This is a genomic window from Streptomyces sp. NBC_00193 (assembly GCF_026342735.1).
GTDB lineage: Bacteria > Actinomycetota > Actinomycetes > Streptomycetales > Streptomycetaceae > Streptomyces > Streptomyces stoeckheimensis.
Genome location: NZ_JAPEMM010000001.1, coordinates 844735 through 867729, shown reverse-complemented (window position 1 = coordinate 867729; position 22995 = coordinate 844735). Strand labels below are relative to the sequence as shown.

At 70.2% G+C, this 22995-nt stretch carries 21 protein-coding genes and 1 riboswitch; of the genes, 12 read left to right on the top strand and 9 right to left on the bottom strand.

What is annotated here, in order from left to right; all coding sequences use genetic code 11:
• Positions 1 to 233: 233 nt before the first annotated feature.
• The 9 genes from rpsB (at position 234) to OG898_RS03400 (ending at position 10015) form a co-directional block, all read left to right on the top strand.
• Entirely contained in the window at positions 234 to 1157 is a 924-nt protein-coding gene (rpsB, locus tag OG898_RS03440) for a 30S ribosomal protein S2 (RefSeq protein WP_250743876.1), read from the top strand.
• A 135-nt stretch (positions 1158 to 1292) separates the two neighbouring features.
• Positions 1293 to 2129, top strand: a complete 837-nt coding sequence (gene tsf / locus OG898_RS03435; RefSeq protein ID WP_250743874.1) for a translation elongation factor Ts — start codon at positions 1293 to 1295, stop codon at positions 2127 to 2129.
• Between the two features lie 162 nt (positions 2130 to 2291).
• Positions 2292 to 3071: a UMP kinase gene (gene pyrH / locus OG898_RS03430; protein ID WP_250743872.1), complete on the top strand. Its 780-nt coding sequence runs from the start codon at positions 2292 to 2294 to the stop codon at positions 3069 to 3071.
• Between the two features lie 50 nt (positions 3072 to 3121).
• Positions 3122 to 3679 carry a ribosome recycling factor gene (frr, locus tag OG898_RS03425; RefSeq protein WP_112453867.1) on the top strand — a complete coding sequence of 186 codons (558 nt, stop codon included), beginning with the start codon at positions 3122 to 3124 and terminating at the stop codon, positions 3677 to 3679.
• Positions 3679 to 4758, top strand: a complete 1080-nt coding sequence (locus OG898_RS03420) for a phosphatidate cytidylyltransferase (RefSeq protein WP_250743871.1) — start codon at positions 3679 to 3681, stop codon at positions 4756 to 4758. The genes frr and OG898_RS03420 overlap by 1 nt, the downstream gene beginning before the upstream one ends.
• 93 nt (positions 4759 to 4851) lie before the next feature.
• The gene (gene rlmN, locus OG898_RS03415; protein WP_250743870.1) at positions 4852 to 5964 is read left to right on the top strand and encodes a 23S rRNA (adenine(2503)-C(2))-methyltransferase RlmN; all 1113 of its coding nucleotides are present in this window, start codon (positions 4852 to 4854) and stop codon (positions 5962 to 5964) included.
• A gap of 59 nt (positions 5965 to 6023) precedes the next feature.
• Positions 6024 to 6132: riboswitch (TPP riboswitch) on the top strand.
• 84 nt (positions 6133 to 6216) lie between these two features.
• Positions 6217 to 7317, top strand: coding sequence for a thiamine ABC transporter substrate binding subunit (locus tag OG898_RS03410; protein ID WP_266954914.1), 1101 nt, complete (start codon positions 6217 to 6219; stop codon positions 7315 to 7317).
• Between the two features lie 59 nt (positions 7318 to 7376).
• Complete coding sequence (locus tag OG898_RS03405; protein ID WP_250743945.1) at positions 7377 to 8993, top strand: iron ABC transporter permease; 1617 nt, start codon at positions 7377 to 7379, stop codon at positions 8991 to 8993.
• Positions 8993 to 10015, top strand: coding sequence for an ABC transporter ATP-binding protein (locus OG898_RS03400; protein WP_266954912.1), 1023 nt, complete (start codon positions 8993 to 8995; stop codon positions 10013 to 10015). Before OG898_RS03405 ends, OG898_RS03400 begins: the two co-directional genes overlap by 1 nt.
• Before the next feature lie 149 nt (positions 10016 to 10164).
• Here OG898_RS03400 and OG898_RS03395 read toward each other — a convergent pair whose 3' ends face one another.
• The 6 genes from OG898_RS03395 to OG898_RS03370 all read right to left on the bottom strand — a co-directional run bounded on the left by OG898_RS03395 (position 10165) and on the right by OG898_RS03370 (position 16249).
• Positions 10165 to 11079 carry a hypothetical protein gene (locus OG898_RS03395; protein ID WP_250743867.1) on the bottom strand — a complete coding sequence of 305 codons (915 nt, stop codon included), beginning with the start codon at positions 11077 to 11079 and terminating at the stop codon, positions 10165 to 10167.
• Between the two features lie 101 nt (positions 11080 to 11180).
• Entirely contained in the window at positions 11181 to 12290 is a 1110-nt protein-coding gene (locus tag OG898_RS03390; RefSeq protein WP_266954909.1) for an LOG family protein, read from the bottom strand.
• Between the two features lie 26 nt (positions 12291 to 12316).
• The gene (locus OG898_RS03385; RefSeq protein WP_250743865.1) at positions 12317 to 13390 is read right to left on the bottom strand and encodes a hypothetical protein; all 1074 of its coding nucleotides are present in this window, start codon (positions 13388 to 13390) and stop codon (positions 12317 to 12319) included.
• Positions 13372 to 14187, bottom strand: a complete 816-nt coding sequence (locus OG898_RS03380; protein WP_250743864.1) for an ABC transporter ATP-binding protein — start codon at positions 14185 to 14187, stop codon at positions 13372 to 13374. Before OG898_RS03380 ends, OG898_RS03385 begins: the two co-directional genes overlap by 19 nt.
• Before the next feature lie 194 nt (positions 14188 to 14381).
• Positions 14382 to 15761 (bottom strand): aspartate aminotransferase family protein, encoded by a 1380-nt coding sequence (locus OG898_RS03375; RefSeq protein ID WP_250743863.1) that lies wholly within the window; start codon positions 15759 to 15761, stop codon positions 14382 to 14384.
• Positions 15746 to 16249 carry an Lrp/AsnC family transcriptional regulator gene (locus OG898_RS03370; RefSeq protein ID WP_073910973.1) on the bottom strand — a complete coding sequence of 168 codons (504 nt, stop codon included), beginning with the start codon at positions 16247 to 16249 and terminating at the stop codon, positions 15746 to 15748. The genes OG898_RS03375 and OG898_RS03370 overlap by 16 nt, the downstream gene beginning before the upstream one ends.
• Positions 16250 to 16420: 171 nt before the next feature.
• Between OG898_RS03370 and OG898_RS03365 the strand changes: the two genes are divergently transcribed.
• From OG898_RS03365 to OG898_RS03355, 3 genes are all read left to right on the top strand, one after another.
• Entirely contained in the window at positions 16421 to 17860 is a 1440-nt protein-coding gene (locus OG898_RS03365; RefSeq protein WP_250743862.1) for a gamma-aminobutyraldehyde dehydrogenase, read from the top strand.
• A gap of 118 nt (positions 17861 to 17978) precedes the next feature.
• On the top strand, positions 17979 to 19157 hold the full coding sequence (locus OG898_RS03360; protein ID WP_250743861.1) for a spermidine/putrescine ABC transporter substrate-binding protein: 1179 nt from the start codon (positions 17979 to 17981) through the stop codon (positions 19155 to 19157).
• 94 nt (positions 19158 to 19251) lie between these two features.
• A complete protein-coding gene (locus OG898_RS03355; protein ID WP_266954905.1) occupies positions 19252 to 19761 on the top strand; it encodes a hypothetical protein in 510 nt (169 codons plus the stop codon).
• Here the strand turns inward: OG898_RS03355 and OG898_RS03350 are convergent.
• The 3 genes from OG898_RS03350 to OG898_RS03340 form a co-directional block, all read right to left on the bottom strand.
• On the bottom strand, positions 19754 to 20962 hold the full coding sequence (locus tag OG898_RS03350; RefSeq protein ID WP_266954903.1) for a serine hydrolase: 1209 nt from the start codon (positions 20960 to 20962) through the stop codon (positions 19754 to 19756). The genes OG898_RS03355 and OG898_RS03350 overlap by 8 nt on opposite strands.
• 147 nt (positions 20963 to 21109) lie before the next feature.
• Positions 21110 to 21799 carry a response regulator transcription factor gene (locus tag OG898_RS03345; protein WP_266954901.1) on the bottom strand — a complete coding sequence of 230 codons (690 nt, stop codon included), beginning with the start codon at positions 21797 to 21799 and terminating at the stop codon, positions 21110 to 21112.
• A complete protein-coding gene (locus OG898_RS03340; protein WP_266960057.1) occupies positions 21796 to 22938 on the bottom strand; it encodes a sensor histidine kinase in 1143 nt (380 codons plus the stop codon). Before OG898_RS03340 ends, OG898_RS03345 begins: the two co-directional genes overlap by 4 nt.
• Between the last annotated feature and the right edge of the window lie 57 nt (positions 22939 to 22995).

The window sequence follows — 22995 nt, the reverse complement described above, 5'->3', positions numbered from 1 at the left end:
CGGGGCCGGTCCCGCCCGGGCCTGTGGACGGGCGGGCGGCTGTGGACAACCGCGTCATCCGGCATACCACCGGGTCCCGTACACTTCTTGTGGCGATCCGGGTCACCGGGTCGACTTCGCACGCCCCAGCACCGGCCCCTCAGGGCCAGGTGACAGCGTCTCTCGGTCCCCTCCACGGGGGCAGGGCGCGACAGGGGCGTCAGGAACCAAACCGAGAAAACAAGGAGATGGCCATGGCCGTCGTAACGATGCGGGAGCTGCTGGAAAGCGGCGTCCACTTCGGTCACCAGACCCGCCGTTGGAACCCGAAGATGAAGCGTTTCATCTTCACGGAGCGCAACGGCATCTACATCATCGACCTGCTGCAGTCGCTGTCGTACATCGACCGCGCCTACGAGTTCGTGAAGGAGACCGTCGCCCACGGCGGTTCCATCATGTTCGTCGGTACCAAGAAGCAGGCCCAGGAGGCCATCGCCGAGCAGGCGACGCGCGTTGGTATGCCGTACGTCAACCAGCGGTGGCTGGGTGGCATGCTCACCAACTTCTCCACCGTCTACAAGCGCCTTCAGCGTCTGAAGGAGCTTGAGGCGATCGACTTCGAGGACGTCGCCGCCTCGGGTCTCACCAAGAAGGAGCTCCTGGTCCTCTCTCGCGAGAAGATCAAGCTGGAGAAGACCCTCGGTGGTATCCGCGAGATGTCGAAGGTCCCCAGCGCCGTCTGGATCGTCGACACCAAGAAGGAGCACATCGCCGTCGGTGAGGCGCGCAAGCTCCACATCCCGGTCGTCGCGATCCTCGACACCAACTGCGACCCCGACGAGGTCGACTACAAGATCCCGGGCAACGACGACGCGATCCGCTCCGTCACCCTGCTCACCCGCGTGATCGCCGACGCCGTCGCCGAGGGCCTCATCGCCCGTTCCGGTGCCGCCACTGGCGACTCGAAGCCGGGCGAGAAGGCCGCCGCCGAGCCGCTCGCCGAGTGGGAGCGCGACCTGCTCGAGGGCGAGAAGAAGGCCGACGACGCTGAGGCCGCTCCGGCCGAGGCCGCTGTCGAGACCCCCGCCGTCGAGGCTGAGGCCGCTCCGGCGGCCGAGGCCGAGGTCGTCGCCGAGGCCGTCGTCGAGGCTCCGGCCGCCGACGCCGAGCAGGCCTGACCCACTGAGAGCGCCCGGCGTTCATGCGCCGGGCACTCGCAGCACGGACGATGACGGCGGGGGAGTCGCGCCACGAGCGCGTCTCCTCCGCCGTTCACCCGTAGATCTACGACTTCGAGAGAGAATCCCAGACTCATGGCGAACTACACCGCCGCTGACGTCAAGAAGCTCCGCGAGCTCACCGGCGTCGGCATGATGGACTGCAAGAACGCGCTGGTCGAGTCCGACGGTGACGTCGACAAGGCCATCGAGGCCCTCCGCATCAAGGGTCAGAAGGGCGTCGCCAAGCGCGAAGGCCGTTCTGCCGAGAACGGTGCCGTTGCCTCGATCATCTCCGACGACAACACCTCTGGTGTCATCGTCGAGCTGAAGTGCGAGACGGACTTCGTCGCCAAGGGCGAGAAGTTCCAGGCCGTCACCAACCAGCTGGCCGAGCACATCGCCGCGACCTCCCCGGCCGACGTCGAGGCGCTTCTCGCGTCCGAGATCGAGCCCGGCAAGACCGTGCAGGCGTTCGTGGACGAGGCCAACGCCAACCTCGGCGAGAAGATCGTCCTGGACCGCTTCGCGCAGTTCACCGGCGGTTACGTCTCGGCGTACATGCACCGCACCATGCCCGACCTGCCGTTCCAGATCGGCGTCCTCGTCGAGCTGGACAAGGAGAACGCCGAGGTCGCCCGCGGCGTCGCGCAGCACATCGCCGCGTTCGCGCCGAAGTGGCTCTCCAAGGAAGACGTGCCGGCCGACGTGGTCGAGTCCGAGCGTCGTGTGGCCGAAGAGGTCACCCGCGCCGAGGGCAAGCCCGAAGCCGCGCTGCCGAAGATCGTCGAGGGTCGTGTCAACGGCTTCTTCCGCGACAACACGCTGCTCGGCCAGGACTACGCCCTGGACAACAAGAAGTCCGTCCAGAAGGTTCTGGACGAGGCCGGTGTCACCCTGGTGCGCTTCTCGCGCATCAAGGTCGGCATCTGAGTCCGTCCGTACGCGACGGACACCGGACCCCGATAGGGTCTGAAGCAGTCGCCCGCGTTCGCGCAGGGCGACCGCAGATCTGACGAGGAGGCCATTGCCGTAGAGGGAACCGCGAGGACCCACCGGCAATGGCCTTCTTCGTATGTGCACGAGGAGATCTCCATGAATCAGGGCGTGGACACCCACACCGCTTCCGACGACAAGAGCGACCAGGACAAGAAGGGCCGCCGCTTCATGCTGAAGCTGTCGGGCGAGGCCTTCTCCGGTGGCGGAGGACTGGGCGTCGACCCCGACGTAGTCCACGCCATCGCCCGCGAGATCGCCGCGGTGGTCCGCGACGGCGCGGAGATCGCCGTGGTGATCGGCGGCGGCAACTTCTTCCGCGGCGCCGAACTCCAGCAGCGCGGCATGGACCGGGCCCGGTCCGACTACATGGGCATGCTCGGTACGGTCATGAACTGCCTTGCCCTCCAGGACTTCCTGGAGAAGGAAGGCATCGACTCCCGCGTCCAGACGGCCATCACCATGGGCCAGGTCGCCGAGCCGTACATCCCGCTCCGCGCCGTTCGACACCTGGAGAAGGGCCGCGTCGTCATCTTCGGCGCCGGCATGGGCATGCCCTACTTCTCCACCGACACCACGGCCGCCCAGCGAGCCCTGGAAATCGACGCGGAAGCCCTCCTCATGGGCAAGAACGGCGTCGACGGGGTCTACGACTCCGACCCCAAGAAGAACCCGGACGCGGTGAAGTTCGACGCGCTGGAGTACAGCGAGGTGCTGTCGCGCGACCTCAAGGTCGCCGATGCCACCGCCATCACGCTGTGCCGCGACAACAAGCTGCCGATCCTGGTCTTCGAGCTGCTCGCCGAGGGCAATATCGCGCGAGCCGTCAAGGGTGAGAAGATCGGCACGCTCGTGAGCGACCAGGGCACCCGGGCCTGAGCAGGCCCCGTCCGCCTGAACCATCCATTTCTGACATGCAGGAGCACGTGGTGACCGAAGAGATCCTCCTCGAGGCCGAGGAGAAGATGGAAAAGGCCGTCGTCGTCGCCAAGGAAGACTTCGCCGCGATTCGCACCGGTCGTGCGCACCCGGCGATGTTCAACAAGATCGTGGCGGAGTACTACGGCGCCATCACGCCCATCAACCAGCTCGCCTCCTTCTCGGTCCCCGAGCCGCGCATGGCGATCGTGACCCCGTTCGACAAGAGCGCCCTGCGCAACATCGAGACGGCCATCCGCGACTCCGACCTGGGCGTCAACCCCAGCAACGACGGCAGCATCATCCGGGTGACCTTCCCCGAGCTGACGCAGGACCGCCGCAAGGAGTACATCAAGGTCGCGCGCACCAAGGCCGAGGACTCCAAGGTGTCGATCCGCGCCATTCGCCGCAAGGCGAAGGACGCCCTCGACAAGCTCGTCAAGGACAAGGAAGCCGGCGAGGACGAGGTGCGCCGCGCCGAGAAGGAGCTCGACGACACCACCGCGAAGTACGTCGCGCAGGTGGACGAGCTCCTGAAGCACAAGGAAGCCGAGCTCCTCGAAGTCTGATGAACGACACTTCCTGGCAGCCGGAGCCGGTTCCGGCGGGTCCCGCCTACGATGCGCTGGTGGGCCCGCACACTCGGCCCATGCCCATCGTGCCCGATGCCGCCGGCCGTGACTTCGACGACCGGGAAGCACGCGATCGGGGGGCCGCCGCTGACGGCGGCTCCCTCTTCCGCGCCGAGACGCCGCCGCAGGAGCCCATGCCCAGCCCCCCGCCGACCCCGCCTTCGCCGGCACCGCAGGACGCCTCGCCCCCGCCTCAGAAGAAGCGGGCCGGGCGGGACCTGCGTGCCGCCATAGGGGTCGGAGTGGGCCTCGGCGCGGTGATCTTCGCCTCGCTGCTCATCGTCAAGGCCGTCTTCGTCGGCGTCGTCGTCGTGGCGGTCGTCGTCGGCCTGTGGGAGCTCACCTCCCGGCTCCAGGAGAAGAAGGGCATCAAGGCCCCGCTGGTCCCGCTCGCCATCGGCGGCGCGGCCATGGTCATCGCCGGATACGTCCGCGGTGCCGAGGGTGCCTGGGTGGCCATGGCGCTCACGGTGCTGGCCGTCCTCGTCTGGCGGATGACCGAGCCGCCCGAGGACTACCTCAAGGACGTCACGGCGGGTGCCTTCGCGGCGTTCTACGTGCCGTTCCTGGCCACCTTCGTCGCGATGCTGCTCAAGGCCGACGACGGGCCGCAGCGGGTGATCACCTTCCTGCTCCTGACCGTGGTCAGCGACACCGGGGCCTACGCGGTCGGCTGGCGCTTCGGCAAGACCAAGCTCGCCCCGCGCATCAGCCCCGGAAAGACCCGCGAGGGGCTCTTCGGAGCGGTGGCCTTCGCGATGGCGGCCGGCGCGCTGTGCATGGAGTTCCTGATCGACGGGGGCGTCTGGTGGCAGGGCCTGCTGCTCGGCCTCGCCGTCGCGGTCAGCGCCACGCTGGGCGACCTCGGGGAATCCATGATCAAGCGGGATCTCGGGATCAAGGACATGGGCACCCTGCTGCCGGGCCACGGCGGCATCATGGACCGGCTGGACTCCCTGCTTCCGACGGCCCCGGTGGTCTGGCTGCTGCTGGCGCTGTTCGTCGGCACCGGCTGACCTGCGAAAAGACGCCCGTACAGGCGGGGCGGTTACTCTTGAAAGGCGCGCTGCTTCTGCGGCGCGCCTTTCGTCTTACAAGGAGTACCTGCCATGGCCCGCCCAGTCCCGGGAGAGCTCACTTTCGTCGCCCCTCGTGGAGCGAAGAAGCCGCCCCGGCACCTCGCCGACCTCACCCCCGAGGAGCGCCGGGAGGCGGTCGCCGCGATCGGTGAGAAGCCCTTCCGGGCCAAGCAGCTCTCCCAGCACTACTTCGCCCGGTACGCGCACGACCCGGCCGAGTGGACCGACATCCCCGCCGCGTCCCGCGAGAAGCTCCAGCAGGAGCTGCTGCCGGACCTGATGAACGTCATCCGCCACATCTCCTGCGATGACGACACCACCCGCAAGACCCTGTGGAAGCTGCACGACGGCACGCTCGTCGAGTCCGTGCTGATGCGCTACCCGGACCGGGTCACCATGTGCATCTCCTCGCAGGCCGGCTGCGGCATGAACTGCCCGTTCTGCGCCACCGGCCAGGCCGGTCTCGACCGCAACCTGTCGACGGCCGAGATCGTGCACCAGATCGTCGACGGCATGCGCGCCCTGCGCGACGGCGAGGTCCCCGGCGGGCCCGCCCGGCTGTCGAACATCGTCTTCATGGGCATGGGCGAGCCGCTCGCCAACTACAACCGCGTCGTCGGCGCCATCCGCCGCCTCACCGACCCGGAGCCCGACGGCCTGGGCCTGTCCCAGCGCGGGATCACCGTCTCCACCGTGGGCCTGGTCCCGGCGATGCACCGCTTCGCCGACGAGGGCTTCAAGTGCCGCCTGGCCGTCTCCCTGCACGCCCCGGACGACGAGCTGCGCGACACCCTGGTCCCCGTGAACACCCGCTGGAACGTCCGCGAGGTGCTCGGCGCGGCCTGGGAGTACGCGGAGAAGTCCGGCCGCCGGATCTCCATCGAGTACGCCCTGATCCGCGACATCAACGACCAGGCCTGGCGCGGCGACCTGCTCGGCAGGCTGCTCAAGGGCAAGCGCGTGCACGTCAACCTGATCCCGCTGAACCCGACGCCGGGTTCGAAGTGGACCGCCTCGCGGCCCGAGGACGAGAAGGCGTTCGTGGAGGCCATCGCCCGCCACGGCGTGCCGGTGACCGTCCGCGACACCCGCGGTCAGGAGATCGACGGCGCGTGCGGTCAGCTCGCCGCCTCGGAGCGCTGATTTCCGCCAGTTAAGGTTTGCTTTCGGCCGCGGGGTACCCTGTGGCCGAAACCAATTTCATATTCCGACAGGGGAGCGCCACAGCGCTGAGAGTGCGGTAACCGTCACCGCAGACCCTCTGAACCTCGCCCCGGTCATTCGGGGTAGGAAGTTCGGTCATCACTCAAGCTGTTGCGCCCTGCCCGGCGTCCGCTCCACAGAGCGCCGGGCAGGGCCGCGTCTTCTCCTGGACATCCCAGGAGGAATGCACCAATGAGCACCACCAAGAAGATGGCGGGCGTCGCGCTCGCGGCCGCGCTCGGCGTCACCACGCTCAGCGCCTGCGGCGGCGGCGACGCCAAGGACAAGTCCGCCGGGGCGAGCGACGCCCCGAAGTCCAAGACGATCACCCTCGTCTCGCACGACTCCTTCAACGTGACCGACACGGTCCTCAAGGAGTTCGAGCAGCAGAGCGGCTACACCGTCAAGGTCCTGAAGTCCGGCGACGCGGGCACGGCACTGAACCAGGAGATCCTCACCAAGGGCTCCCCGCGCGGCGACGTCTTCTTCGGCGTGGACAACACGCTCCTCTCCCGCGCCCTCGACCAGGGCATCTTCACGCCGTACGAGGCCAAGGGCCTGGCCGACGTGAAGCCCGAGTTCGTGCTCGACAAGGAGCACCGGGTCACCCCCGTGGACTCCGGCGACATCTGCGTGAACTACGACAAGGCCTACTTCGCCGACAAGAAGCTCGCCCCGCCGCAGACGCTGGACGACCTGATCAAGCCGGAGTACAAGAACCTGCTGGTCACCGAGAACGCCGCGACCTCCTCGCCCGGCCTCGGCTTCCTCCTCGCCTCCGTCGGCAAGTACGGGGACGAGGGCTGGAAGGACTACTGGAGCAAGCTCAAGGCCAACGGCGTCGAGGTCGTCGACGGCTGGGAGCAGGCCTACAACGAGCGCTTCTCCGGCTCGGCCGGCGGCAAGAAGGCCAAGGGCGACCGCCCGCTGGTCGTCTCCTACGCCTCCAGCCCGCCGGTCGAGGTCCTCTACGGCGAGCCGCAGCCGGCCGAGGCCCCGACGGGCGTCGCGACGGGCACGTGCTTCCGGCAGACCGAGTTCGCGGGTCTGCTCAAGGGCGCGAAGAACGATGAGGGCGGCAAGGCACTCCTGGACTTCCTGATCTCCAAGAAGTTCCAGGAGGACATGCCGCTCCAGATGTTCGTGAACCCGGTGACCAAGGACGCGGTGCTGCCCGAGCTGTTCACCAAGCACGGCGTGGTCATCGAGAAGCCCGAGACGGTCGCCCCGGAGGCCATCGCCAAGAACCGTGACCAGTGGATCAAGACCTGGTCCACCCTCGTCGTGAAGTAGGACGAGTGAGCGAGGCAGCGAAGGAGAGCGGGCGGGCCACGGCCGTCAGGCTCGGTCTGATGGCCGTGCCGCTCGTCTTCTTCGGGCTGTTCTTCGCGTACCCCGTGGCCGCGATCGTCGGGCGCGGGCTCAAGACGGACGACGGCTGGCAGTTCGGCCGGATCGGCGAGGTGCTGGCCCGGCCCGACATCGGCGACGTGCTCTGGTTCACCACCTGGCAGGCGCTCGCGTCCACGGCGCTCACGCTCCTGATCGCGCTCCCCGGCGCGTACGTCTTCGCCCGCTTCGAGTTCCCCGGCAAACAGCTGCTGCGGGCGCTCGTGACGGTGCCGTTCGTGCTGCCGACCGTCGTGGTCGGCACCGCGTTCCTGGCGCTCGTGGGGCGGGGCGGTCTGTTGGACGAGGTGTGGGGGATCCGCCTCGACACGACCGTCTGGGCGATCCTGCTCGCCCACGTCTTCTTCAACTACGCCGTCGTCATCCGCACGGTCGGCGGGCTGTGGGCGCAGCTGGACCCGCGCCAGGAGGAGGCCGCCCGGGTGCTGGGCGCCGGGCGGTTCGCCGCCTGGCGGCGCGTGACGCTGCCTGCGCTGGGGCCGGCCGTCGCGGCCGCCTCGCTGATGGTGTTCCTGTTCACGTTCTCCTCCTTCGGCGTCGTGCAGATCCTGGGCGGGCCCGCGTACTCCACCCTGGAGGTGGAGGTCTACCGGCAGACCGCGCAGCTCCTGGACCTGCCGACGGCCGCCGTGCTGACGATGGTGCAGTTCGCGGCCATCGGAGCGATCCTCGGCGTGCACGCCTGGACCGTGCGCAAGCGGGAGACCGCGCTGCGGCTGGTCGACCCGGGGCGGACCACCCACCGGCCGCGCGGCTGGGCCCAGCGCACCCTGCTCGGCGGGGTGCTGCTCACGGTGGCGCTGCTGATCGTGGCGCCGCTCGCCGTGCTGGTGGAACGTTCCCTCGACGCCCCCGGCGGGTACGGGTTCGGCTTCTACCGGGCGCTCCAGGAAGTCGGCGCCGGTGGCGGCACCTTCCTGGTGCCGCCGCTGGAGGCGATCTGGAACTCCCTGCAGTACGCGCTCGCCGCCACCGCCATCGCGCTGGTCGTCGGCGGGCTCGCCGCCGCGGCGCTGACCCGGCGCGCGGGCCGTTTCGTACGGGGCTTCGACGCGCTGCTGATGCTCCCGCTGGGGGTGTCGGCCGTGACCGTCGGCTTCGGCTTCCTCATCACCCTCGACAAGCCGCCGCTGGACCTGCGGACCTCGTGGATCCTGGTGCCGCTGGCGCAGGCGCTGGTGGGCGTTCCCTTCGTCGTACGGACCATGCTGCCGGTCCTGCGCGCGGTGGACGGACGGCTCCGGGAGGCCGCCGCCGTGCTCGGCGCCTCACCGCTGCGGGCCTGGCGGGAGGTGGACCTGCCGATGGTGCGGCGGGCCCTGCTGATCGCGGCGGGCTTCGCCTTCGCGGTGTCCCTCGGGGAGTTCGGGGCGACCGTCTTCATCGCGCGGCCCGACCATCCGACGCTGCCGGTCGCCGTGGCGCGGCTGCTGGGGCGGGCCGGGGAGATGAACTACGGGCAGGCGATGGCCCTGAGCACCATCCTGATGCTGGTGTGCGCGGTGTCCCTGCTGGCGCTGGAGCGACTGCGACCCGACAAGACCTCCGGAGAATTCTGATGACGCTGCTTCAACTGGAAGGGGTGTCGGTCCGCTTCGGCGAGCGCGCGGTCGTGGACGCCGTGGACCTGGCGGTCGCCGAGCACGAGATCGTGTGCGTGCTCGGGCCGAGCGGGAGCGGCAAGTCCACCCTGCTGCGGGTGGTGGCCGGGCTCCAGCCCGTCGCCGGCGGGAGGGTGTTGCTGGGCGGCGCCGACCAGGCCGCCGTGCCCGTACACCGGCGGGGGGTGGGCCTGATGTTCCAGGACCACCAGCTGTTCCCGCACCGGGACGTGGGCGGGAACGTCGCCTTCGGCCTGCGGATGAGGGGTGCCTCGAAGCGGTCCTCCGAGGCCCGGGTCACCGAACTCCTGGAGCTGGTCGGGCTCCCCGGGGCGCAGGGCCGGGCGGTGGCCTCGCTGTCCGGTGGCGAGCAGCAGCGGGTCGCGCTGGCGCGGGCGCTCGCGCCTTCGCCGCGGCTGCTGATGCTGGACGAGCCGCTCGGACAGCTGGACCGCGGGCTGCGGGAGCGGCTCGTGGTGGAGCTGCAGGGGCTGTTCTCACGGCTGGGCACGACCGTGCTGGCCGTCACGCACGACCAGGGCGAGGCGTTCGCGCTGGCCGACCGGGTGGTGGTCATGCGGGACGGGCGGATCGCGCAGGCGGGGACCCCGCTGGAGGTGTGGCAGCGGCCGGCGTCGGAGTTCGTGGCGCGGTTCCTGGGCTTCGAGAACGTCGTCCCGGCGGAGCTTTCCGCCGGGGTGGCGGCGACTCCCTGGGGGAAGGTCCCGGTTCCGGCGGGGTCACCGGCGGGGGAGCACCAGGTGCTGATCCGGCCCGCCGGGGTGGTGCTGTCGGCCGAGGGGCTGGGGTGCGAGGTGGTGTCGCGGACCTTCCGGGGGACGCACGTCGCGCTGCTGTTGCGGCCGGAGGCCGGGCCCGTGCTGGAGGCCGAGTGCGGGCTGGAGGGGGCGCCGGCGGTCGGGGACCGGGTCTCGGTGGGCTTCGCCCCGGCCGAGGTGGTCGTGCTGCCGGGGGAGTAGGGGGCCGCTGCGCGGGGCGGAGTCCCCTACCCGCCCTTCGCCCGTTCCCCGGGCTCTGCCCGGACCCGGTCCTCAAACGCCGGACGGGCTGGAAGGGGGGTGCCGGGCTGCGCCCGGACCCCCTGGGGCTCCGCCCCGGACCCCGCGCCTCAAACGCCGGCGAGGCTGGATGTGTCGGGCTCCGGTTCCGAAGGGGTTTCCGGTCCCTCGTGGTTGCCGTACCAGGCGACTGCGACGGCGCCGGTCACCGCCAGGACGAAGCCGAGGACCGCCAGCCAGGCCATGCCGGGGCGGGACGCGTCGCCCAGCCAGAGGACGCCGATGGCTCCGGGGAGCACGGTTTCACCGACCACCAGGGCGGCGGTGGCGCCGTTCACCGAGCCGATCTGGAGCGCCACGGTGTGCAGGTACATGCCGCCGACCCCCGCCAGGACGATGGCGTACAGGGCCGGGTCGGAGAGGAGGGAGGCGAACGAGAACGGCTCCACGCCGTTCAGGATGCGGACCCCGACGCCCAGCGCGCCGAACGCCAGACCCGACAGCAGACCCGCCAGGATCGCGGCCCGGGCGCCGAGGAAACGTACCGCCACCGTGCCGCCCACGATGATCAGCACGGTCACCGCCAGGAGCCACCAGTGCGTGGCGGCCGGCGCGTAGTGGCCGCCCTCGTGGCCTGCGGCCGTCGCCAGCAGGACCAGGGCCGCGCAGACGACCCCGATCGAGGTCCATTCCTTCCGGGTCAGCCGGATGCCGAGCATCTTCACGCTCAGCACGGCCGTGATCACCAGGTTGGCGCTGATGACCGTCTGCGAGAGGAAGAGGGGCAGGAGTCGCGCGGCCAGGGCGCCCAGGCCGAAGCCCACGAAGTCCAGGATCGTGCCGACGATGAACTCCCAGGTCATCGCGGCCTTCGCCGTGGAGGAGAGGTTCGGGCCGCCGTGCTGGGTGACCCCCGCGGCGGCCGGCGACATCCGGGCCGCCCGCCGTGAGCCCACGGCTTGCAGGACGGATCCCGTGCCGTAGCAGATGGACGCCGCGATGGCGGTGAGCAGGCCTATGAGCACCCGAGGGCTCCGTTCACGTCTGGCAGGTTTTACGTAGTGCGTACCTCTTCCAGACGTGGAAAAGGGCAAAGAAGTTGCCTGCTCCGGTCAGGTCGTCGAGGTCAGTTCATTGCGGCGAGGGCCGCCGGGACCTCGGACACCGAGTCGACCAGGGCGATCCGGGACTCCATCGACCGGCCGCGGGCCAGCGCCTGGAGCAGCGGCCAGGCCGGCAGCCGTTCGGTCCAGTGGGCGCGGTCGACGAGGACCATCGGGGTGGGCTCGCCCCGGGACGCGTAGTAGTTGGGCGTCGCGTTGTCGAAGATCTCCTGGACCGTGCCCGCCGCGCCCGGCAGGAACACCACGCCCGCGTTGGACCGGGCGAGCAGCCCGTCCTCCCGGGTGGCGTTCGCGAAGTACTTCGCGATGTGCCCGGCGAAGGGGTTCGGCGGCTCGTGTCCGTAGAACCAGGTCGGGATGCCCACCGAGTCGCCGCCCGTGACCGCCGGCCAGCGTTCCCGTACGGCGAAGGCCGCGCGCGCCCAGTCGGAGACGGACGGGGTGAAGGACGGGGCCTTGGCCAGCATCCGCAGGGCTTCGGACAGGGCCTCGTCGGGGGCCGGGGCGAGGTACGCGCCGAGGTTGGCCGCCTCCATCGCGCCGGGGCCGCCGCCGGTGGCCACGGTCAGTCCGGAGCGGGTCAGCGTCCGGCCGAGTTCGGCAGCACCCCGGTAGGCGTCGCCGCCGCGGGCCATGGCTTGGCCGCCCATCACGCCGACCACGCGGGCACCCGCGAGGTGCTCGTCGAGGGCGTCGGAGATGGCGCCGTCGTGGATGGAGCGCAGCATCGAGGAGTAGATGTCCCCGTCGGCCTTGGTCTCCTGGAACCAGGCGTACGCCTCGGCGTCCGGGGTGGACTCGTAGCCGTCGGACAGCCCGGTGAAGAGTTCCTCGGCCGTGTAGAGCAGGCCGCGGTACGGGTTGAAGGGCAGGTCGGGGACGGGCGGGAAGACCAGGGCGCCGTCCGCACGCACCTTGACCGAGGCGTCCGGTTCCATCGGGCAGCCCAGGAAGACCGCCGACGAGGTGTCGGCGGACAGCAGGGCGAAGGTCCGCTCCAGCAGGTTGACCGACTGGATCCGGTACCCGCTGAGCGAGCCGCGGGCCACGACCCGGTCGAATTCGGCGAGGGTCTCGATCTCGTTGTCGGTCTCGATGTGTGCGTTGACCATTCGGCCCACCCTAAAGGCTGCCCGCCTCAGCGGGTCAATGCCAGCGACGTCAGCTGCGACACACCCCAGCTGAGCGGCAGGCACACCGCCACCAGCGCGGTGGCCCGTACGGTCGCGGCCGTACGGAGGACCTTGCCCGGGGCTCCGAGCCCGGTCAGGGTCTCGCGGGTGGCGGCCCGTGCCTGGTGGACCTCGACCGCGGAGGTGAGCAGGGTGGCGGCCGCGCACAGGGCCACCAGGGCGGCGGCGGGCGCGGTCAGCGGACCGAGCGGGACCTGGAGTCCGCCGTGATCGCGCAGGGCCGCGGCGCTGAGGGCGCCCGCCCCGACGGCGCACAGGACACCGAGGGGGGCGCCCAGGCGGGGGGCCTCCTCCTGGAGGGCCCGTCCGGCCAGCAGCCGGAGCGCGCCCGGGCGGACGGACTGGACCAGTGCCCCGCAGGCGTAGGCCAGCCCCGGTCCGGCGAGGGCGAGCCCGAGGGCGGTCAGCGCCCAGCCCGCGGGCATGCCGGCTCCGCCGGGGCGGGCGTAGGCCAGCACGGCGAGTCCGCAGGCGGTGAGGGCGATGCCCCAGGGCAGTGCGGTCTGCGGTGCGGGCCGGGGGTGCGGGCGCAGGGCGAGGGCGGTGGCGATCGAGGCGGTCAGCGGCAGCAGGGCCAACAGGGTGAGGGCGGCGGCCACGGGCAGGGGCTGGTCGGCGTGGAGCAGCCCGGCCCCGGCGCCGTCGAAGGGCAGCCCGGCCACGTCCCCGCGCAGGTGGAGGAAGACGGTCAGGGCGAGGGCGCTGCCGAGCGTGCAGGCCACGGCGGTGGAGATCGTCGCGACCAGGGTGAGCCGTACGGGTCCCAGCCCGGCGGCGTCCAGTCCTTCCAGGGGCCGGGTCGCGGGGTCGGTACGGGCCACGGCGACGGCGAACTGGACGGTGACGGCGAGCGGGACCAGGGCCCACAGCAGCTGAGGGAACGATCCGGCGGGCCGGGCGGTGGCCTGTGCGAGCACGTACAGCAGCAGGAAGCCGCTGCCGGCCGAGGCGGCGGCGACGAGCAGCCGGCGCAGCTGTACCAGCGGCCGGGAGCCGCGGGCTAGGCGGAGAGCGAGCACGCGGCCTGATCCTCCGGGGGATGGGGGAAGGAGGTCGGGGAGAGCCCGGCCGCGGCTGCCGTGGCGGCCGGCCGGCCGTCGAGCAGGGAGAACCGGCGGTCGGCGACGGCTGCGGTCTCCTCGTCGTGGGTGGCCAGCAGCACGGTGATGCCGTGGGAGCGGGCGGCCGTGGTGAGGGTGCGCAGCAGCAGGGAGCGCTCGGTGCGGTGCAGCGGGGCCGTGGGCTCGTCGGCGAAGACCACGGCGGGAAGGTGCGCGAGGGCGCGGGCGAGGGCGACGCGCTGGGACTCGGCCCGGTTGAGGGAGCCGGGATGCTTGCGGGCGAAGGCTCCGATGTCGAGGCGGTCCAGCCATTCGCAGGCGGCCCGTTTGGCGGTGCGGTGTCCGGCGCCCGCGATCAGCAGCGGCAGGGCGGCGTTCTCCCAGACCCGGAGCTCGGGCAGCAGCTGCGGCTCGGGGCCGATCCAGCCGAAGCGGTCGCGGCGCAGCCGTTCGCGGGCCAGGGTCCCCATGGTGTGCACGGGGACGCTGTTGAACCAGACCTCGCCCTGTTCGGGCCGCAGCTGTCCCGACAGGCAGCGCAGGAGCGTGGTCTTACCACTGCCCCGGGGGCCGGTCAGGGCGAGGATCTCTCCCGCGCGGACGCCGACCGAGACCCCGATGAGCCCCGGCGAACCGCTGTGGGAGTAGTGAAGGGACCGTGCCCAGAGCAGATCGTCCTGGGGCGGGACGTTGTCCGAAGGAGTTCTGTCCGGCGGAGCGTTGTCCGGCGGAGCGTTGTCCCGTGGAGCCACCATGGCGTACACCTCCGTCCGGGGGAACGAAGCGGAGCCCGCTTGGTCACTGGCGCCGCAATGAGATGTAAAGAGATGAACGTCTTGGATGGTGACAGCACACGGCCCGGACCCCCGCGTTCTCACTCGAACGGAGGATCCGGGCCGTGTGGTCCTGCAGTTTGCCGCCTGCGGGACGCTGGGAGGACGCGGGCTGGTTAGAGCTTGGTCCAGGCCTCGGTGAGCACGCGGCGCAGGATGCCCTCGATCTCGTCGAAGGTGCCCTGGTCGGCGGTCAGCGGCGGGGCCAGCTGGATGACCGGGTCGCCACGGTCGTCGGCGCGGCAGTACAGGCCGTTCTCGAAGAGCGCCTTCGAGAGGAAGCCGTAGAGCACGCGCTCGGTCTCCTCGTCCGTGAAGGACTCCTTGGTGACCTTGTCCTTGACGAGCTCGATGCCGTAGAAGTAGCCGTTGCCGCGGACGTCGCCGACGATCGGCAGGTCGTGCAGCTTCTCCAGCGTCGAGCGGAAGGCGTCCTCGTTGTCCAGCACGTGCTGGTTGAGGCCTTCCTTGTCGAAGATGTCGAGGTTGGCGAGCGCCACCGCGGAGGACACCGGGTGTCCGCCGAAGGTGTAGCCGTGCAGGAAGGTGTTGTCACCCTTGTAGAACGGCTCGGCGAGCCGGTCCGAGATGATGCAGGCACCGATCGGGGAGTAGCCCGAGGTCATGCCCTTCGCACAGGTGATCATGTCCGGGATGTAGTCGAACTTGTCACAGGCGAACATCGTGCCCAGACGGCCGAAGGCGCAGATCGTCTCGTCGGAGACGAGGAGCACGTCGTACTCGTCGCAGATCTCGCGGACCCGCTGGAAGTACCCGGGCGGCGGCGGGAAGCAGCCACCGGCGTTCTGCACCGGCTCCAGGAAGACGGCGGCGACGGTGTCGGCGCCCTCGAACAGGATCTCCTGCTCGATCTGGTCGGCGCACCAGCGGCCGTAGGCCTCGGGGTCGTCGCCGTAGATCGGGGCGCGGTAGATGTTGGTGTTGACCACCTTGTGCGCGCCGGGGACCAGCGGCTCGAAGGGGGCCTTGAGGGCCGGCAGACCGGTGATGGACAGGGCGCCCTGCGGGGTGCCGTGGTAGGCGACCGCACGCGAGATGACCTTGTACTTGGTGTGCTTGCCCTGAAGCTTGAAGTACTGCTTGGCAAGCTTCCAGGCGGTCTCGACGGCCTCGCCGCCGCCGGTGGTGAAGAAGACCTTGTTCAGGTCGCCGGGGGCGTAGTGCGCGAGGCGCTCGGCCAGCTCGACGGCCTTGGGGTGCGCGTACGACCAGATGGGGAAGAACGCGAGTTCCTGCGCCTGCTTGTAGGCGACCTCGGCCAGTTCCTTGCGGCCGTGACCGGCGTTGACCACGAACAGTCCGGCGAGACCGTCGAGGTAGCGCTTGCCCTTGTCGTCGAAGATGTAGGTGCCCTCGCCGCGCACGATGGTGGGTACGGGCGAGTTCTCGTACGACGACATGCGGGTGAAGTGCATCCACAGGTGGTCGTAGGCGGTCTTGGAGAGGTCCTGGCTCACGGCTATCGCGTTCCCCACATGTAGGTCTGCTTCTTCAGCTTCAGGTAAACGAAGCTTTCGGTTGATCGCACGCCGGGGAGCGCGCGGATCTTCTTGTTGATCGTTTCCAGCAGGTGGTCGTCGTCCTCGCAGACGATCTCCACCATCAGGTCGAACGAGCCCGCGGTCATCACCACGTACTCGCACTCGGCCATCGCGGTCAGCGCGTCGGCCACCGGGTCGAGGTCTCCCTCGACGTTGATGCCGACCATCGCCTGGCGCCGGAGCCCCACGGTGAGCGGGTCGGTGACGGCGACGATCTGCATGACGCCCTGGTCGAGCAACTTCTGTACTCGCTGGCGCACCGCTGCTTCGGACAGGCCAACGGCCTTGCCGATCGCCGCGTAAGGACGACGACCGTCCTCTTGCAGTTGCTCGATGATCGCCAGGGACACAGCATCGACCGAAGGGGACGGTTGTCTGTTCCTGGAATCTGCGCTTCGACTGACCACGACCTCACTGTGCACGAGGAGTCGTCTGTTCCGCAAGGCGAGAACGATGTAATTCGTTGTTTCGGGAGTCAGATCTCACCGATTCCGTAGTTCGTGATGTGTGGGCCTGTCGAAAACGGCGTCTGAGACGCTAGGCTTGGTAGCTGTCTCAACCATTGGACATGTGATCACAGGAGTGTGGCTGTAGTGACCACCGAACTGCGTCGTCTGCGCAACTACATCGGCGGGGAGTTCAAGGACGCCGCCGACGGGCGGACCACCGAGGTGGTCAACCCCGCCACGGGCGAGGCGTACGCGACTGCTCCCCTCTCCGGCCAGGCGGACGTCGACGCCGCCATGGCCGCGGCCGCGGCCGCCTTCCCGGCGTGGCGCGACGCGACCCCCTCCGAGCGCCAGAAGGCCCTGCTGAAGATCGCGGACGCCTTCGAGGCGCGCGCGGAGGAGCTGGTCGCCACCGAGTCGGAGAACACCGGCAAGCCGCTCGGCCTCACGGCCAGCGAGGAGCTGCCGCCGATGGTGGACCAGATCCGCTTCTTCGCCGGCGCCGCCCGCCTGCTCGAGGGCCGTTCGGCCGGCGAGTACATGGAGGGGATGACCTCGATCGTCCGCCGTGAGCCGGTCGGCGTCTGCGCCCAGGTCGCGCCGTGGAACTACCCGATGATGATGGCCGTCTGGAAGTTCGCCCCGGCCCTGGCCGCGGGCAACACCGTGGTCCTCAAGCCCTCGGACACCACCCCGGCCTCCACCATCCTGATGGCGGAGATCATCGGCGAGATCCTGCCCAAGGGCGTCTTCAACGTCGTCTGCGGCGACCGCGACACCGGCCGGGCCATGGTCGAGCACCGCACTCCGGCGATGGCCTCCATCACCGGCTCGGTGCGCGCGGGCATGCAGGTCGCCGAGAGTGCCTCCAAGGACGTCAAGCGCGTCCACCTGGAGCTCGGTGGCAAGGCCCCCGTCGTGGTCTTCGAGGACGCCGACATCGCCAAGGCCGCCGAGGACATCGCGGTCGCGGGCTTCTTCAACGCCGGCCAGGACTGCACCGCGGCCTGTCGCGTACTGGTCCACGAGTCGATCCACGACGAGTTCGTCGCGGCGCTGGCCAAGAACGCGGCCGACACCAAGACCGGGCAGCCGGACGACGAGGACGTGCTCTACGGCCCGCTGAACAACCCGAACCAGCTGAAGCAGGTCGCGGGCTTCATCGAGCGGCTCCCCGCCCACGCCAAGGTCGAGGCGGGCGGCCACCAGGTCGGCGAGAAGGGCTACTTCTACGCCCCGACCGTGGTCTCCGGCCTCAAGCAGGACGACGAGATCATCCAGAACGAGGTCTTCGGCCCCGTCATCACGGTCCAGTCCTTCACGGACGAGGACCAGGCCCTGGCGTACGCGAACGACGTCGAGTTCGCCCTCGCCTCGTCCGTGTGGACCAAGGACCACGGCCGCGCGATGCGGATGTCCAAGAACCTCGACTTCGGCTGCGTGTGGATCAACACCCACATCCCGCTCGTCGCCGAGATGCCCCACGGCGGATACAAGAAGTCCGGCTACGGCAAGGACCTCTCGGCCTACGGCTTCGAGGACTACACGCGCATCAAGCACGTGATGACCTCGCTCGACGGCTGACCTCAGGCCGGGCGGGCGGCCGGTCGGCCGCCGCATCGACCAGGTCACAGCCTTGAAGGGGCGGGTAGTAGACAACATGTCTATTGCCCGCCCTTTGGCGTTCCACCAGGCTCTTTCCATGCCTGAACTCGCCTTTTCCCGCCGCGCGGCGCTGCGCGGCCTTGGTGCCGCGGGCCTGCTGGCCGGCCTCACCGGCTGTGGTGTCCCGGCCGCGTACGTCCCCGAGAGCCGGCGGGAGGGGCGGGACCGGTCCGAGAACGACCGGAGCGTCTCCTTCTCCAACTGGCCCCTCTACATCGACACGGACGAAGAGGACGAGAGCAGGCGTCCGACGCTGGACGCCTTCGCGGAGAAGACCGGCATCGAGGTCCGGTACACCGAGGAGATCAACGACAACGACGAGTTCTTCGGCAAGATCAGTCCGGCGCTGATGAACCACCAGCAGACCGGCCACGACGTGGTCGTGGTCAGCGACTGGATGGCCGCCCGCTTCGTCCACCTGGGCTGGGCCCAGAAGATGGACCGCTCGGCGCAGGCGAACGTGTCGAAGTACCTGGACCCGCAGTTGCGCTCGCCCGCCTTCGACGAGGGCCGGCTGCACACCGTGCCCTGGCAGTCGGGGATCACCGGCATCGCCTACAACCGCAAGGCGCTCGGCCGGGAGATCAAGTCCGTCAAGGACCTGTGGCACCCGGACCTGGCCGGCAAGGTCACGCTCTTCTCCGGTCTGGACGAGTCCTTCTCCCTGCTGATGCAGGGCAACGGGGCCGACGTGACCAAGTGGACCGAGACCGACTTCCACCGGATGTGCGACCAGGTGGAGAGCATGGTGAAGAAGAAGCACATCCGCCGCTTCACCGGCAACGACTACACCTCCGATCTGAGCAAGGGTGACGTGCTGGCCTGCCAGGCCTACTCCGGGGACGCGATCCAGCTCCAGGCCGACAACCCCGACATCGAGTTCGTGGTCCCCGAGGAAGGGGGTGAACTCTGGGCGGAGAGCCTGCTCATCCCCAACCTGGCTCCTCGCAAGGCCAACGCCGAAGCGCTGATCGACTTCTACTACGACCCGGAGATGGCCGCGCTGCTCGCCGCCTCCGTCAACTACGTCTGCCCGGTCCCGGCCGCCCGCGAGGTGCTGGCCGCCTCGGACGACCGGGAGACCGCCGAGCTGGCCGAGAACCCGCTGATCTTCCCCGACGAGGACATGCGCAAGCGGCTCGTCGTGGCCCGCGACATCTCCTCCGCCGAGCGCTCCTCCTTCGCCAAGCGCTGGAACGGCATCGTCGGTCTTTGAGGGGCGGGGCGGCCTGATCACGATCCTGCGGCAGAACTGAACATGTTCAGCAATCTTGCTGAACATGTTCAGAAAGCTGGGTAGGCTCCCTTCCATGAGCGAGAGAAGCGCCCTTCTGCGGCGGATCCGTGCCTGGCTTGCCCTGTTCCTCGTCTGCCTCGTGCTGAGCGGACTCACCGCCTTCCCGTTGGTGAGCGAACTCCACTGGGCCAACGCCCTGGTGGACAACGAGTGGTTGCGACGCGTGGGCGACGGGCTGGAACGGGCGGACTCCGAGTACCCCTTCCTCCTCTACGGCACCGACTGGCTCGCCTTCGCCCACCTGGTGATCGCCGTCTTCTTCTACGGGGTCCACCGCGACCCGGTCCGCAACGTCTGGATCGTCGAGGCAGGCATGATCGCCTGCGCCGGCATCATTCCGCTGGCCCTGATCTGCGGGCCCATCCGGGGCATCCCGGTCTGGTGGTCGGTGATCGACATATCGTTCGGCGTCTTCGGGGTGATCCCCCTGCTGGTGCTGCGCCGCATGATCAAGCGGCTGGAGGCCATGCCCGAGGTCAAGCCAGGGACCGCGCTCGGCGTCGTGCCCGTACCGGCTACTTAGCCATGGCCGCGGCGACTATCGCGCCCGCCACCCGGTTCGGCTCCTCGCTCTTGGCGTCCTTGGAGTTGATCGTGTAGACCACGAGCCGCGACCCGTCCTTGGCTCCGCCGATTCCGGCGCTGTAGCCGGGGCGGGCGCCCGTCTTGCCGTAGACCTCGGTGCCGTCCGGGAGGACCAGCCGCTGCATTCCCGCCGTGCGCGAAGCGGGCCGGGTGGTGCCGAAGTCGAAGACCTCGGGGACGGCGAACATCTCCTCCAGCTGCTGCCTGGGCACGATCCGCCCCGCGAACAGAGCCTGGGTGAACCGCTCCAGGTCCGCGGTCGAGGAGATGATGTCGCCCGCGGCCCAGCGGTCGGACTGGTTCCACACGGTGACGTCGCGCAGTTCGGTGGTTCCGTCGGCCAACGGCACGGCCTGGTAACCGGCGTTGTGCCGACCGGGGATCCGTGTCTGCGTCCGGCCCGGGAAGGAGGTCTGGCGCAGGCCCAGCGGCCGCAGGATCCGCTGCCCGACCGCCTTCTCGTACGTCGTGCCGGTCACCCTCTCGATCAGGACTCCCAGCAGGGTGTAGTTGATGTTCTGGTAGTGCTGGAACTCGCCGGGCCGGGACTCCGGCCCCTTCGCCAGGGCGTTCGCGATCTGCGCACGCGGGTCGGTCACGTCGAAGCGGTGGTCCCACTGGGCCTGGAAGGTGTCGCCCGGCCCGTCCGCGGACCGGATGCCGCTCGTGTAGTTCAGCAGCTGGCGCACCGAGATCGGCTCGAAGGTGTCGGGGAAGATGCCCGGCAGGTACTCCTGGACCGAGCGGTCGAGATCGATCCGGCGCTCGGCCGCCAGCTGAAGCACCGTCGCCGCTGTGAAGGTCTTGGTCACCGAACCGGCCCGGAACCGGCCGTCTGCGATCACCGCCGCCCCGGTGCGGACGTCCGAGACGCCCGAGCTGCCCCGCCAGTCGCCCGCCGGGCCGCTCACCCGGACCGCCGCCGCGGTGGCGTACTTGTGGTCGGCACCGAGGCCCGCGATCGACTGCCCCAGAGCCACCGCGTTCGGCGGGGTCGAGATCAGCGGCGCGGGCTTCTGCGCCGAGGCCGAGGACGAGACCGGGGCCCCCGCCGGTCCGGCCTGTGCGGCGGCGGCCGGGCCGGCCGCGACGCCCAGGACCAGGGCGGTGGCGATCAGTGTGCGGGTCGTTCGGTTCATGGTGGGATCCCCCTGTCGGCTCTCCGGGCGACTTCCGCCCCGATGACCTCAATGCTGCTGGTCACAGGGGTAGTTGCGGATCACCAGCGAGAGGGGTCTTTGCCGGTACGACAACTCACCACCGAGAGCGAGGAGATCCCCCTCGTCTCACTCCCCAGAGGGAGATACCGGAGAGCCAGCCGCGATCAGGCCCGTCTCGTACGCGCAGATCACCGCCTGGATCCGGTCCCGCAGCCCCAGCTTCGACAGCACGTTGCCCACATGCGATTTGACCGTGTGCTCGCTCACCATCAGCTCCACCGCGAGCTCCGCGTTCGACAGTCCCCGCCCCAGGTGCAGCAGCGTCTCCCGCTCCCGAGCCGTCAGCACCTCCAACCGCTGCGCGGACAGCGCCTCCGCGGCCGCCGGCCGGGCCGTCGCCGCCGTGTACTCCGCGATCAGCCGCCGGGCCACCGAAGGCGCCAGCAGGGACTCGCCCGCCGCCACCACCCGTACGGCGTGCACCAGATCGTCCCGCCGCACGTCCTTGAGCAGGAACCCGCTGGCCCCCGCGTGCAGCGCCTCGTACACGTACTCGTCCGAGTCGAAGGTCGTCAGCATCACCGTCCGGCAGGCGCTCGTCCCCGATATCTCCCGGCACGCCTCGATCCCGTCCAGCACCGGCATCCGGATGTCCAGCAGCGCCACGTCGGGCGCGAGGGACCGTACCGCCGCGACCGCCGCCGCCCCGTCCCCGACCTCGGCCACCACCTCGATGTCCTCCTGCACGTCCAGGATCATCGCGAAGCCGCTGCGCACCAGTTCCTGGTCGTCGGCCACCACCACACGGATCGTCACTTCCCCACCTCCGCGCCCGACGTTACAAGCACCACCCGCACCTCGAAGCCGGTGCCGTCCGGCCCGGGCCCCGTCCGGGCCGTGCCCCCGTGAGCGGCGGCCCGCTCCCGGATCCCGATCAGGCCGTGCCCACCCGGTCGCGCCCGCGGCAGGGGAGTCGCATCCGGGCCCGTCCCCGCATCCGCGCCCGCCCCCGGAACCGCGCCCGTCCCCGGACCCCGCCCGTCGTCCGTGACCGTCACCGTGAGCTCCCGCTCCCCGTACTCCAGGCGCACGGCCACCGCCGAAGCCCCGGAGTGCTTGACCACATTGGTCAGGGCCTCCTGCACCACCCGGTGCACCGTCGCCTCCAGCGCCGCCGGCAGGGCGCGCACCGAGCCCGTGCGCTCGTAGAGCACCTCCGGCCCGCTGCCCCGGACCCGCTCCAGCAGCCCCGCCAGCTCCCCGATTCCGGGCTGCGGGGTGCGCGGCGCCGCCTCGTCCGTGCGCAGCACCCCCAGCATCGTGCGCAGCTGGGCCATCGCGTCCCGGCCGGTCTCCGAGATCGCCTCGAACGCGGCCTCGGCCCGCTCGGGGGCCCTGCGCACGGCCACCGGACCGGCCTCCGCCTGCACGATCATGATGCTGACCGCGTGCGAGAGGATGTCGTGCATCTCCCGTGCGATCCGGGCCCGTTCGCGGGCGGCAGCCTGCTCCGCCTCGATCCGGTTGGCCCGCTCCAGCTGGGCGGCCCGGTCCAGGAGGGCGGCCGTGTACGCCTGCCGGGTGTGCTGCAGGCGCCCCAGCGCGTAGGCGGCGCCGGAGACGAAGAAGGTGAAGAGCAGTTCGCGCGCGGTCCCGGTGTTCCAGTACACCGACAGGACGACCGTGAGGACCGTCAGTCCGCCCACCGTCAGCCGCACCCGGGCCGTGCACTGCAGGGCGACCGTGTAGAAGGCGATCAGCCCCGCGTACGGAAGCGGCTGCCCCGGGCCGTCACCCGCCAGGTTGTACACGCCGCCGGCCGCCAGGATCGCGACCAGCACCGTCACCGGAGCCCGCCGCCGCCACACCAGCGGCAGCACGCCGAGCGTGGTCAGCGCGTACGAGGGCCAGTCCGCGGGCGGCAGTTCGGCCGACCGGGGCACCACGAAGGGCATGGTGACGGCCAGTTGCACCAGCAGCGTCAGCCCCAGGTCCTGCCGGCGCGGACCGGC